The 13,018-nt window shown below is 54.1% G+C and carries 8 protein-coding genes; 6 read left to right on the plus strand and 2 right to left on the minus strand.

Annotated elements, in window-relative coordinates:
- Positions 1-6 precede the first annotated feature (6 nt).
- From H6A25_RS09055 to H6A25_RS09080, 6 genes are all read left to right on the plus strand, one after another.
- Positions 7-1,089, plus strand: coding sequence for an S-layer homology domain-containing protein (locus H6A25_RS09055; protein WP_204751818.1), 1,083 nt, complete (start codon positions 7-9; stop codon positions 1,087-1,089).
- Positions 1,090-1,132: 43 nt separating this feature from the next.
- Positions 1,133-5,731 carry an S-layer homology domain-containing protein gene (locus H6A25_RS12820; RefSeq protein WP_243423305.1) on the plus strand — a complete coding sequence of 1,533 codons (4,599 nt, stop codon included), beginning with the start codon at positions 1,133-1,135 and terminating at the stop codon, positions 5,729-5,731.
- 64 nt (positions 5,732-5,795) lie between these two features.
- Positions 5,796-8,330 carry a leucine-rich repeat protein gene (locus tag H6A25_RS09065; RefSeq protein WP_204751820.1) on the plus strand — a complete coding sequence of 845 codons (2,535 nt, stop codon included), beginning with the start codon at positions 5,796-5,798 and terminating at the stop codon, positions 8,328-8,330.
- Positions 8,331-8,596: 266 nt separating this feature from the next.
- Positions 8,597-9,037, plus strand: a complete 441-nt coding sequence (locus H6A25_RS09070; protein WP_204751822.1) for an RNA polymerase sigma factor — start codon at positions 8,597-8,599, stop codon at positions 9,035-9,037.
- Positions 9,022-9,201, plus strand: a complete 180-nt coding sequence (locus H6A25_RS09075) for a helix-turn-helix domain-containing protein (RefSeq protein ID WP_204751824.1) — start codon at positions 9,022-9,024, stop codon at positions 9,199-9,201. Before H6A25_RS09070 ends, H6A25_RS09075 begins: the two co-directional genes overlap by 16 nt.
- On the plus strand, positions 9,159-10,730 hold the full coding sequence (locus H6A25_RS09080) for a hypothetical protein (RefSeq protein WP_204751826.1): 1,572 nt from the start codon (positions 9,159-9,161) through the stop codon (positions 10,728-10,730). Before H6A25_RS09075 ends, H6A25_RS09080 begins: the two co-directional genes overlap by 43 nt.
- A 263-nt stretch (positions 10,731-10,993) precedes the next feature.
- On the opposite strand, the gene H6A25_RS09085 is transcribed toward H6A25_RS09080, so the two are convergent.
- Positions 10,994-11,422 (minus strand): hypothetical protein, encoded by a 429-nt coding sequence (locus H6A25_RS09085; protein ID WP_204751827.1) that lies wholly within the window; start codon positions 11,420-11,422, stop codon positions 10,994-10,996.
- The gene (locus tag H6A25_RS09090; RefSeq protein WP_204751830.1) at positions 11,419-12,927 is read right to left on the minus strand and encodes a DNA methylase; all 1,509 of its coding nucleotides are present in this window, start codon (positions 12,925-12,927) and stop codon (positions 11,419-11,421) included. Before H6A25_RS09090 ends, H6A25_RS09085 begins: the two co-directional genes overlap by 4 nt.
- Positions 12,928-13,018 lie beyond the last annotated feature (91 nt).

Consider the following 13,018-nt stretch of genomic DNA (forward strand, 5'->3'; position numbering starts at 1 on the left):
TTCCATATGAAGATACATAGCAAATTGCTTGCTGCTTTCCTTGCGCTGCTCCTGGCCGCGCTGCCCCTGCAGGCCTTCGCCTTCAGCGATACCCGGGGGCATTGGGCGGAGGAAACCATCCAGGCCATGACGGAAAAGGGGTATCTCAGCGGCTATCCGGACGGCACCTTTGGGCCGAACAACACCATCCGCCGGGCGGAGTTCATGAGGATCCTGACCTCCATGTATGGCCTGACGGAACGGTCAGACGCTTATATCCTTTGGACAGACGTCCGCTCTGACGCATGGTACGCCCCCTGTATGGGAGCCGGCCTGCTGCTGCCGCTGTATCCGGGGCACTATATCTATCCGGAGGAGCCCCTGACCCGGCTGGATGCGGCCTACGCCATCCTCATGACCCATGACATCGAATTTGACTATGAGAGCACATCGGCCCAGTCCATGGGCGACTATGCCGGATACGCCGGCGACGCGGACGTGTGCGCCGTAATCTCCACGGCGCTGGACAGGGGCATCATGAAAGGAACGGGCAGCGGCTTCGCGCCTTACGAATACATGACCCGGGCGGAGCTGTGCACCCTGCTCAGCCGGCTGAATCCTGAGGAAGCCGATGTGGAAAAGCTTAACGGCATCATTGACGGCCTGATCGACGATGTGGCCGCCAGCGCGCCTGCCCAGGGGGTGCCGGGCACTGTGGAGGGCTATTCCGAGGAGTATGAGCAGGTGCTCTTTGAGATGGTGAACACGGCACGGACGGAGAACGGACTTCCCGCGTTGTCCTGGAGCAACGCCCTGGCCGGCATTGCCCGAAACCATGGCGCGGACATGATCCAGCGTGGCTACTATGACCATGTGGATCCAGAGGGCCGCGGCCCGGACTACCGGGCGGACGCCGCCGGCATCTCCTATTATCTGATCAGTGAGAACATCGCTGCCGGCAATGTGTCACCGGAGGTCATCTTTGACGGCTGGATGGCCTCCCCCGACCACCGCTACAACATCCTGGATCCGGAGGTGGATCAGGTGGGAATCGGGGTAGTCCTTGGCGGTGAAATGGGGATCTACTGGGTCCAATGCTTCATTGGATAAAGATTATATCAAATAATTGCTTTGTCAAAGGAGGAATCAGGCAATGAAGAAAACTGGAAAACGACTGCGGCGGGCAGCCTCCCTGCTGCTGTCCCTGTGCCTGTCGGCGGGGCTGCTCACTACAGCGGCCCTGGCATCGGATGCGCCGGCGGCGCCCACCAACTTGCGCTTTGAGATTGAGCCCCATGACCCGAAGCAGGAGAAAGTATCAAATTCGCCAACAGACACACATCCGTGGGCGCTCGTTTGGCGCTGGGATGAAAAAAACCACTGGCGCGACTGTCTGGAGGAGGGCTGCAGAGAACAGACTGATAAGGCAGCCCACCTCATGGACACCGATGGCAGCTGCACGGTTTGCGGTTATGCCCCGGACTATCCGGACCTGGCTGTACCCACAAACCTTCGCTGGGACGGTACGGTTGCTAAATGGGACGCTGTGAAGAATGCAGGCAATTACAGGCTCACCCTTTATCAAAACGGCAAACTCATGTGGGCTCAAGACGTTAAAGCCACTGAAAGGGATTTTGGCGGATGGCTGAAGGATCCGGGCGAGTTTTATTTCACTGTAGCCCCTATGCAAGCAGGCTATACCTATTCTTATCCGGGACCGGTACCGCACTGGGCAGAGCAAAGCCCGGCCTATATCAATGAGACTGGGAGCAAGGAAGAACAACCCTATAACCCGACCGTAATTGAAAGAATTGAACTGGATATGGAAGCGCCGGCTGCCGGGCAGCCGCTGGGAAGACCGAGGACAGCGGAGGATGCGCTGTACCAAGTGGATGGTTTTAGCTGGCAGCTGTGCGCCGGTCCCGGCGGCAGCGGCATAGAGTATCTGGTCTCCGGGGAAGACAATTTTGAGAATGGTAAGTGTTACCGTCTGTACATAGAATTGCAGGCTGAATTTAACTGCGTGATCTCGGAGAATGCGACGGCTACCTTCGGTGGCCTCTCACCCGATCGAATAGAAATAGAAACTTCCGAGCACGGAGACATCAGCTCGATTGTTGCATGGTTTACCGTAGGTAGTACGCCGACGGTGCCGACGGAGATTTCAGAGCTGACTTTTTCCGATATTCCGGAGCCAACGAGCGGAATCAATTTCACCGAGGCTCAGGAAGCGGCACAAACCCATATCAATGATAGTGTGGCAGGGATATACCAGGCCAGAGTAAGCTATTACAAATGGGATGGAGCAAAAGACTGGGATTGGCAATACAGCAGCAACGCTTATGATGAAAACGGGCACTATGCCCTTGGCCTTGAACTAAAGGCAGCGGATGGATACAAATTTGGCGAGGAGATCACGGTCACGGTAAACGGAAAGACCGCCAGAATCATATCCCAATCCGACTATTCCATCGAAGTGTTTATGCTGTTTAACCCTGATAATCCAATCATAATCAATTATGTCGAGATTAATAGCAAGGCATGGCCCCATGATAAGGTGGAAATCCAAATTGAGGAGGACAACTTCCAAATCAATGACTATATCCACTCCTACGGTGATATGGCGATGTTCACCATCAAGGAAGCGGAGCTGAAGATCAGCGAGGATCAGGGCTCTACATGGCGTTCTTTGAAGTCGACGGATACGCACTTTGCCCAACGGTTTCGGTACGGCTTCTTCGTCACAGTAGAAGCACGGGAAGGCGCGAAGTTTGACCCCAATATGACGGCGTCAATCAATGGAGCAGCTTCGGTTCGGGTATCGAATGATGGGAAAACGGCCGAGATATACCGCGACCATCTGCGGGTGTATAAAAACGCGGGCGTCTCTAGTATGTCCGGCGATGATACAATCTGGGATCACGACAGCGTCCCCATTGCTATCAACAAGCCTGTGGCGGGAGCCTCAACCCTGGTGCAGGAGAAATATGCCGCCGCAGTCGTAACGAGCCGTTCCCTGGGACTGAAGGCAAACGGCCATTGGTACGAGGTGCCTTATGTGGGCTCCACATATGTGCTTAAGGATAGACCGGAAACTTTTGAGTCCGGAAAAACCTATATGCTGGCGGTAGACTTCGAATGCGAAACCAGTGGGGAATATTCCTTTGGCGGCCCATTTGAGGTGGAGAAATTTGTAAACTATAATGATATTGACGAGATCATCAACTACGCGCGCAAAGAAGCGCTGACCAATGACGACCCCCACTTTAAACAAAGCTATCGTTACTGGTTCACGGTTGATGGCGCTACATCTGAGCCGGAGAAAATCACCTCGATCAACATCACCGGACCGGAAGTCCTGCGGGATGCGCTGGGTGATGAAACGATTTATTCCCTCAGTGAGGAACAGTTGGCGCAATTCGAGGTGGATGGAGACGTTACGGTTGAGGATATATGGTGGTCTGTATGGTGGTCTGGCAGTGGCCGACTGTATCTGGATCTGGCCGTGCCCAGCGGACACTATTTTGAGATTCCGAGCAAGCTCTCCGTCAAATACAACGGTAGCGACGCGCAGATATACACGGTGGGCTTTGGTGTTTATCCCTACGACCTGCTGTCCGTAACGATCATGGACGTTCCGTCCGCGGCAGCCACGGTCACCCAGGGAGAAGTGGTGACGGAATATGAAACCCTGGAAAGTGCGGTAGCGGCTCTGGGAGAAAATGAGGGTGTTATCACTCTGCTGCGAAGCGCCGAAGTAGTCGGCACAGACGGCAGCAGTACTCTGAGCATCCCGGGTACGGCCGAACTTAAAATCAGCGAAAACGCCACATTGACGGTGCCGGAAGGCAAGACCCTGCAGCTGGCGAATCCCGCTTTCTTGAACAGCCCCGGCTCCATCGCCGTGGAGGCCGGTGGTACGCTGAATATCCCGGCGGCTAATGGAACGACGGAAGCCTTTGTGGGCGCAGACAATAACGCCCGAATCCACCTCACTTCCGGCACGCTGACCCTTGATATGGGGGAGGATCTGCTGACCCTCAGCGAGAATGCCGTGGCAGAGATCCCGGAGAATCAGGAGGCGTGGCTCCTCCAGAGCACGGACGGCACAACGAAGACCCCGCTGGATGCCGTCATTGAGACCGGCGCGAAGCTGACGGTCAATGGTACGCTGAATGCGATCTCCGGCACCGACCGGAGCGGTTCCACCCTCACTGTGAAAGGCACGCTGGACGCCTCCGGCGGCACCCTCTCCGTGGCAATGTACGCCGAGGTCGCGGTGGAACAGGGCGGCAAAGTCACCCTGAGCCCCGCCTCCCTGCTTTCCGGCGGGATACTGGGCAAGGCCACCATCGCCGCCGGCGGCTCTGTTGCTGTGGGCGATGATGACTGGATCGGCACCGGCGGCAATGTGAACCTCACCACCGGCCGCATGACGATGGACTTCGGCGACATCGCAAGCAGAAAAATCGCCGCCACGCTCACCGGAAACGCCCAGGCCACCGTCCCCACCGGCAAGCGCTGGACACTGAAGGTCGGCACGGAGGACGCCTCCGCAAATGTAAACCTGGCGGTGGAGACCGGCTCCACCCTCGCTGTGGCCGGCGAATTCCATGTGGCCAACAACTCTATACTGACGGTGGACGGTGCCGTGGATATCACCGGGCATCTGAGCATCGGTTCCGCAGGCACTGTTAACGGCAGCGGCGGCATCACCAATCAAGGTATTCTCACGCTGGACAAGGGCGAGGGCGAGGCCGTCGGTAATCTGAGTGTCAATGTAGCCCTGAGTGGCAGCGGCAAGGCTTACGCTATGACGGACATTGCCGAAAAGCTCACCAATGCCGAGAAGCTGGAGGACAATATCTACAACAATGTGGAATACGCCTTTGCCTGGGCAGCAAAGGTGCCCGATCCCACCCCCGGTGGCGGCAGTGGCGGCGTGAGCACCTATGCCATCACGGTGGAGGACAGCGAGAATGGTGAAGTGGAGAGCAGCCGGACAAGAGCCGCCCGGGGTGACACGGTGACTTTGACCGTCACGCCGGATGAAGGTTACGAGCTGGATACCCTTACCGTCACCGACAGCAAGGGTGAGGAACTGGAACTGACCAATAAAGGCGGCGGCAAGTACACCTTTGAGATGCCCAGCGGTAAGGTGACCGTGGAGGCGGAGTTCGTCCCAGAAGAAGCGGAGAAACTGCCTTTCACCGACGTACCTGAAGACGAGTGGTACTACGATGCGGTGGCCTATGCCTACGAGAATGGGTGGATGAACGGAACCACCAGCACCACCTTCGCACCGGGGAGCACCACCTCCCGGGCCATGATCGTGACAATCCTCCATCGGATTGAGGGCAAGCCCTCAATCCAGGAAAGCACTGCTTTCCTGGATGTTCCTCTGGACGCGTGGTATGCCGATGCGGTGGCCTGGGCGGCGGAACACGGGATTGTCGAAGGATACAGCGACACGGCTTTCGGACCCAATGATCCCATCACCCGGGAACAGCTGGCAGCCATCCTCTACCGCTACGCTCAGTACAAGGGCTATGACGTAAGCGCAAAAGCAGATCTGAACAAATTTACAGATGCGGACGAGATCAGCGGCTACGCCCTTGAGGCCCTCCAGTGGGCCAACGCGGAGGGGCTGATCAACGGCAAGGGGGACGGCGTTTTGGATCCCAGAGGCCAGGCCTCCCGGGCCGAGGCGGCAGCCATCCTCATGCGGTTCATCGAGGATGTGGCAAAATAGCAACAGGGAAACAGGGGGGCGCTGCCCCCCTGCTCCCCAAACTTTGAAAAAGGAGGAAACTACTATGCAACGAACGAGAAATTTGCGGCGCATTTTAGGTTTGCTCATGGCCATTTGCCTGCTGGCCGGATTGCTGCCGGTGACCGCCATGGCGGCGGAAGACCCAAGCGTTGTCTACGACTACCGCTTTGTTACCGAGGACACCATTGAAATCATGGGCTATAACGGCACGGAAACCGACCTGGTGATCCCCTCGCAAATCAACGGCTACACCGTGGTGGGGATAGGAGACCTTGATCTTCTGGGTGACGACACCGATACGGTGGAAAGTGTCGTTGTACCGGACACCGTGAAGTACATTGAAACATTTGCCTATTACCCAAATACAGCTTACTATGTGAGTAGTCTGACGAAGGTTACACTGCCGGAAGGCTTGGAAACCATTGGCGATAATGCGTTTGCAAGCGCCCCGGGTTTGTCGGAAATCAACTTGCCCTCCACGTTGAAATCCATCGGTGAACGTGCTTTTATGAACTGCAACATAGACAATTTCACCATCCCAGCCGGTGTAGAATATATCGGCGCCAACGCATTCAACGAGACCTATATGGCGGTTCGTAAAGCAAACGAGGTAAGGGCTCGTGGCGGAGACCCCTTTATTGTCATTGGCGGAGAGCTGGTGAAGTATGCAGGCGATGATACTGTGGTCACCGTGCCGGACGGCGTCAGGGGCATTGCTACTGACGCTTTCTCCCCCTATGGCGGCGACGTCACCTCCATCACGCTGCCGGACAGCGTGGAATATATTGCGGAAGAGGGTTTTTCCGATCTGTCGGCTTTGGCTACAGTCAACTTTGGCAGCGGCTTAAAAGAGATTGGCGATGCCGCATTTTCCGGCTGCGATAGTCTGAACAATGTCGTGCTGCCGGAAGGGCTGAAAAGGATAGAACAACTTGCATTCGCCAACTGCTCCTCACTGACCAATGTTACCTTCCCCAACACACTGGAAGTGCTCTATGCGGCCGATGAAAGTTCACGCACGGGAAGTTTTCAGAATACCCCATTTTGGGAGAACCTGCCGGGGGGTGAAAACTATCTTGGCAGCGTATTCTGCTTTAAGGAAACCGAACTGGATCCCTGGTCATCGCTCCATGTCGATGTCCGTCCCGGTACGCTGGGATTGGCGGCGTGGCAATCCAGCCGGCATTCCACTACCGTGTCCCTTCCGGACGGGCTGCGCTATATCGGACCCAACGCATTTCCTTATGGGATGCACGACCCCAAAATAACTGATTTCAGACTTCCGGAGAGCGTCACCTATATCGACCACGAGGCCGGCGTTCCCACAAGCGCAATGCTTGACTTACCGGATGCCCTGACCTATATCGGCGACTCTGCGTTTGTCGGAAGTGGCCAGGTTGATCTTACCTATCTGGAAATCCCCAACGGAGTGAAGTATATCGGACAGCATGCTTTCTCGGGCGTCCATATGACCTACGAGGTAGAGGTGGTCGATGGGGATGATGTATGGCGGCAAGATCGCTATTGGACATCAAAAATGGATGTCCGCCTGCCGGACAGCTTGGAATATATGGGCTGGGAGGCGTTTGCGGGTAACAACATTGGCCAGATCACCAACTGGCCTGCCGCCATCACCACATGGGATAACTTTTTGTCACACTGCCCGATGGATGCGCTAACCCTGCCGGATACAATTCTTAACATTCATGGTCTGACATCAGATTCCATTCCCGTCATAAACCTGAACCAGGCAAAGGTGATAGAAGGCTTTGACGGCTACAGAACTGTTGAAATATACACCTCTGACGCCATCCAGCCGGGCAGCGGAACCATCCTGATGCCCAACATGGAACGGGTGTACCCGAATACCCGTGTCGGCGGCGATGGCGCAGGTGTGGTGGCCATACCCAATATGGATGTTTACGTCCCCTTCAACGGTGTTGATGAAGGCTTTGATGAGCATTTGAAGGTTGTCATCTTTGATGAATCCATGCTGGAAGGGCTGCCCTCTGCGCCGTCGAGCGCCGCGCCAATGGTCGGCTCCTTTACCGATGTGCGGACAAACAACTGGTTTGCAGGCGCGGTGGAGTACGTGGTGAATAACGGCCTCTTTTCCGGCGTGTCGGACACCTCGTTCGCGCCCAATGAACCTGTTACCCGCGGTATGCTGGTGACGGTGCTGTGGCGGGCCGCGGGCGAGCCTTCGGCAAGTGCAAGCGCCTTTGCGGACGTACCGGCGGATGCGTGGTACGCCAAGGCGGTGGCATGGGCGAACGCCAACGGCATTGTACAGGGCTATGACGCCTCCACCTTTGCCCCGGACGACCGCATCACCCGCGAGCAGCTTGCCGCCATTTTCCAGCGGTATGCGGGCTTTAAGGGTATGGAAACTTCCGGGCGTGGCGACCTGTCGCAGTTCGGCGACACGGGCGCGGTATCTGGCTGGGCGCAGGAGGGCGTGTCCTGGGCGGTCGGCGCAGGGCTCATCTCCGGCAAGGGCGACGGCGTCCTCGACCCGCAGGGCGCCACCACCCGCGCAGAAGCCGCAGTGATTTTGCAGCGGTTTTTGGAAAAGTAATAAATAATACGCCTTCGCAAACGAAGGCAGAAAGATACAGCGAAAGCCGTTCGCAGGAAGGTTTTACTTTCCTGCGGACGGCTTTTTTCTTTTTTTCGCCGGCTTTTTAATCAGCGTGCGCCCCTCTTGATTTGAGGCTATAAGAAATCTATTCTGAAAAATTTTTAACTTTTTTTAATTTCCGAGTTGCCAAAAGGACATGTTTTGCACTCCTTAAATGAAAGGGAAAAACAACACCGACTTTCGCAAAGAAAGGAGGTGAGAAAATGAAAAAATCCAAGTCTTATGAGGAGCGCATACAAAATCAATTCGGCGGTTTTTGCACCCGTGTTTTGAAGAACGAAGCAAAATACATCTATCGGGAATTAAGTAATCAGGCGGTAAAAGAAAAGGTGTTTGACGAACTTTCTGATAAAGAACTTTCCGAATTGGCGGTATACGATAATTACTTCAATTCGGAGCATGTATTCAATGTTCACGGAAAAGAGGTAGTTGTCAACGGCGATTTGCTGGCGGAAGCGTTGGAAAAACTTCCGGCGGATAAAAGGGACGTCATTCTGCTGTCATACTTCCTTGAAATGACGGACGCTGAAATCGGGAAAGAACTTGACACAGTAAGGCAAAACATTTCAAAACGCCGTGCCTACATACTGAAACTGATGCGCAAATATCTGGAAAAGGAGGGTTTTGAATGGCCGCAAACGTGAAAAATCTGCCTTTATCGGTTATTTTTGCCGCAAAAAGCGGTGACGGACAGGCTTTAGGCGCTGTATTAAACCACTACCAGCGGTACATACGCAGTTTGGCGACAAGAACGCTTACAGACGAATGTGGAAGCAAACTTCTGATGATACAGACGCATACGACCTGATTATGAAGGACAAGGAGCGGCTGCTCAGTTTGAAGGAACCGGTGCGGTTTATTTTTTCCCACTCGGCTCTCCGGGAAGGCTGGGATAATCCCAATGTGTTTCAGATTTGCACTTTGAAGCCCCAGAGCGCTTCGGAAATCAAGAACCGACAGGAAATCGGCCGTGGCCTGCGTCTGTGCGTCAATCAGCAGGGTGAGCGCATGGATGAAAGTGTGCTGGGCAGCGAAGTGCAGGAGTTGAACAAGCTGACGCTGGTTACTGATATGGGATTTGCGGCGTTTGCTACAGCATTGCAGAACGGCCTGGCTGAGTCCCTGGCTGACCGGCCCAAGAAGGTGGATGCACAGCTGTTCCTGGGCAGGGAGCTGGTCAATGCCAACGGCGAAAAGGTCAAGGTCACACAGGACCTGGCGGAGGCAATTTACGAGGATTTGATCGGCAGCGGCTATGTGAAGCGGGGCGAGTTGACGGACAAGTACTACGCCGACAAAGCCAGCGGTACCGTTCAAGTGGCGGACGAAGTCAAAGACTGCGCCGCCTCCGTGGTATCCATCCTGTCTACCATCTATGACAGCCACTCTGTTGAGCTTGAGGACGCCCACGGAAATAATATAGAGGCCAAGGTGGACCCAGATAAGCTGAAAAAGAAGGAATTCCTGGTACTCTGGGAGAAGATCAACCAGAAGTCCTTCTATACGGTCTCTTTTGACACAAAGGATCTCATTCAGAAAGCCATTGACAAGCTGAATAGCCATCTGGAGGTCTCCCGCATTTTTGTAAAAAAGGAGTACGGCGAGCAGGAGGCGAAGATCCAGTCGAAAGACCAGCTGCTTCAGGGAGAAGGTTTCCGGCAGAAAAAGGGAGACCAGGAGGTGGCGGACCGTTCTGTACTGGGCAGTGTGCGTTATGATCTGGTGGGCAAGCTGGTGGAAGAGACAGGCCTGACCCGTGCCACAGTTGCTGCAATTTTGGCAGGTATGGCACCAATCAAGTTTGCCATGTACCGCCTCAACCCGGAGGAGTTTATCCTCAAGGCGGGGAAAATTATCAACAACGAGAAAGCTACGGCAATCATCCAGCATATTGCCTACAATAAGCTGGATGCAGTCTATGATACTGACATCTTTACTGCGGCAACCTTGCGGGGCAAGCTGGGGCAGAATGCCATGCCGGTGGACCGGAGCATCTACGACTATCTGATTTACGATTCGGATGGAGAGCGCAAATTCGCCGGGCAGTTGGATATCAATGAAAAAGTTGCCGTCTATGTAAAACTGCCGAAATCCTTCTTTATCTCTACACCGGTAGGCAAATATAGCCCCGACTGGGCGATTGCTTTCCATGAAGGTACTGTGAAGCATGTCTATTTCGTGGCGGAAACCAAAGGCAACAACGACACTATGGAGCTGCGCGGTGTGGAGGAGGCTAAGATTGAGTGCGCCAAAGCCCATTTTGCGGCAATCAGCAACAGCAGCATCACATATGATGTGATAACAAGCTTTGAAGAATTGATCAATCTAGTTTCTTGATAGGGAAAAGATCGGCAGGTTAAAAGTCACGCATTTCCTAGGAAAAGCGTGACTTTTAACTTTAAGAAGGAGTAGCAAAGCAATGTAGAATGCGTACAATTCTACTAGTTTTATGATCTTCATGACTCATAGAGCGGATGATCTGTTTTTACAAGATGGTGCTTTTATTGATTCTTGAAATGAATTTGGGTGATTTGGTTTAGAGCAGCACAAAAATAGATTAAAAGAAATCATATTTTATTTGGTCTATTGAGAAGCAGAATTCAGAAAACATAGCAAAAAAGCTTGCTTTCTATGCTCATCACATCATCCAGCGGGATCTTTGTGCCGTCTGTGAGAAGCATCCACCGTTCAGACGGATTGATTTTTTTGAGATTCCCAGCTTTCCTTATATACGCACCGCCGGATTTTTTCTCATCGGGAACAAAGTAGGTGACGGTGAGAGAAGGCAACTCATCCAGTTTTTCCAGAAGGAGCCGCTGTTTTCTGTCCAGTATTGCTTTTTCCTCTTCGCCCAGCTCCGTTTTTTCCTCTGTCAGACGCCCGGTCTCATAAATGGCTTCCTCATAACCGGTGAGGGCGGCAAAAGGGGAAAACTGGGCGGCCCTGTCCTGCATGGGCATCCGGGGATGTTTTTCCGAGACAGGGTGGGGAAGATGGATGATGTCACCGTATTTCTCAGTTGTGCTCATGCCTTGTGCCCTCCGATCTGCCTGTTCCGCTCCTTTGCCGTTGCGCCATCCTCCAGGTTCATTCCCTTGAGGATGGCGTTTTTTCCATATCGCTTTTTAATATGCAGCATGGCTTGCTGTATTCTTTTTTCCCTCTCCAGCTCTTCTTCTTCCTGCTTGTGTTTGGCTTCCAGAGCGGCATAGTCGGTGAAAAGGTCAAGCTGCTGAAACTCCCCTTGGGGGGAGGGGGCAGAGGCTTCCTGGATCACATGGTTTGCGGTGATGTTCAGCCGCCGGATCAAAAGGTTTTTGTCTGCAATCCGGTCGAACAGATCTCCGGCGGCGTCCATGATCCGTTTGGAAGAAGAAGTAAAGCGTCTCAGCGGGATGGTGCCATGGGAGTGCTTGGGTATTTGCCGCCCATAGGGATCCTTCACAATTTCGCCGTGATAGGTTTTCCGGCGGAGGGGATTGGTGAGGTTTTCCATGTCGTAACCGATGGTAATGACCAGCTGATCGGTGACAAAGCCTTTGTCCACCAGATCCAGGGAAAGACTGTCCGCCATTTCCCGCAGCACCAGTCTTGCTTTTTCAGCATCATATGGCTGGTGAAGAACCTGTCCGGAGCTCATGCTGTTGGAAGCAGGTTTGTAGGCCTTGACGGCTTCCACGGTGCAGGGTTCCCAGCCCCAGGCATGGTCGATGAGAAGTTCTGCGTTTTTGCCGAACAGCTTGTAAAGCAAGTCCTCATTGGTAAGAGAAACCCGGGCCACATCTCCCATGGTGAACATTCTGTATTCTTCCAGCTTTCTGGCATAGCCTTTGCCCACCCGCCAGAAATCGGTGAGGGGCTGGTGGGCCCAGAGGGTCTGCCGGTAGCTCATTTCGTCCAGCTCTACGATGCGCACACCGTATTGGTCGGCTGGAATGTGCTTGGCCACAATGTCCATGGCCACTTTGCACAGATAAAGATTGGTGCCGATGCCGGCCGTGGCTGTGATGCCGGTGGTTTCCAGCACATCCAGAATGATTTTCCGGGCCAGGTCCCGGGGAGAGAGCCGGTAGGCGGCAAGGTAGTTTGTCACATCCATAAAGACCTCGTCGATGGAATAGACGATGATGTCCTCCGGGGCGATGTATTTCATGTATACCTGATAAATGCGGGTACTGTATTCCATATAATGGGCCATACGGGGCGGCGCAATGATGAAGTCGATGGCAAGGGAGGGATCGGCCTGGAGCTGGGAAAGGAAATGGGATGAGCCTGCCAGCCGGCGGCCCGGTGCATCATGGCGCCGGTCTGCATTGGCCTCTTTGATACGCTGCCGGACTTCAAACAGCCTTCCACGGCCGGAAATGCCATAGCTTTTCAGAGAGGGGGTCACCGCCAGGCAGATGGTTTTGTCGGTGCGGCTTTCATCCGCCACCACCAGATGGGTGTCCAAGGGGTCCAGTCCCCGCTCCCGACACTCCACCGAAGCATAAAAGCTTTTCAGATCAATGGCGATATAGGTGCGGTTTTTCATGCTCCGGTTTCCTCCTTTGCGGATGTCCCCAATAGGGGATGAGATAAAACGAACATTTGTTCGTATTCATCATATCATAGTTTTCTTTTGT

It is taken from the genome of Intestinimonas butyriciproducens, from assembly GCF_016901775.1.
Taxonomy (GTDB): Bacteria; Bacillota; Clostridia; order Oscillospirales; family Butyricicoccaceae; genus Pseudobutyricicoccus.

Coding starts and splice junctions, on each gene's coding strand:
- H6A25_RS09055 (WP_204751818.1), top strand. CDS start 7: ATGAAGATACATAGCAAATTGCTTGCTGCTTTCCTTGCGCTGCTCCTG.
- H6A25_RS12820 (WP_243423305.1), top strand. CDS start 1,133: ATGAAGAAAACTGGAAAACGACTGCGGCGGGCAGCCTCCCTGCTGCTG.
- H6A25_RS09065 (WP_204751820.1), top strand. CDS start 5,796: ATGCAACGAACGAGAAATTTGCGGCGCATTTTAGGTTTGCTCATGGCC.
- H6A25_RS09070 (WP_204751822.1), top strand. CDS start 8,597: ATGAAAAAATCCAAGTCTTATGAGGAGCGCATACAAAATCAATTCGGC.
- H6A25_RS09075 (WP_204751824.1), top strand. CDS start 9,022: ATGGCCGCAAACGTGAAAAATCTGCCTTTATCGGTTATTTTTGCCGCA.
- H6A25_RS09080 (WP_204751826.1), top strand. CDS start 9,159: ATGTGGAAGCAAACTTCTGATGATACAGACGCATACGACCTGATTATG.
- H6A25_RS09085 (WP_204751827.1), bottom strand. CDS start 11,422: ATGAGCACAACTGAGAAATACGGTGACATCATCCATCTTCCCCACCCT.
- H6A25_RS09090 (WP_204751830.1), bottom strand. CDS start 12,927: ATGAAAAACCGCACCTATATCGCCATTGATCTGAAAAGCTTTTATGCT.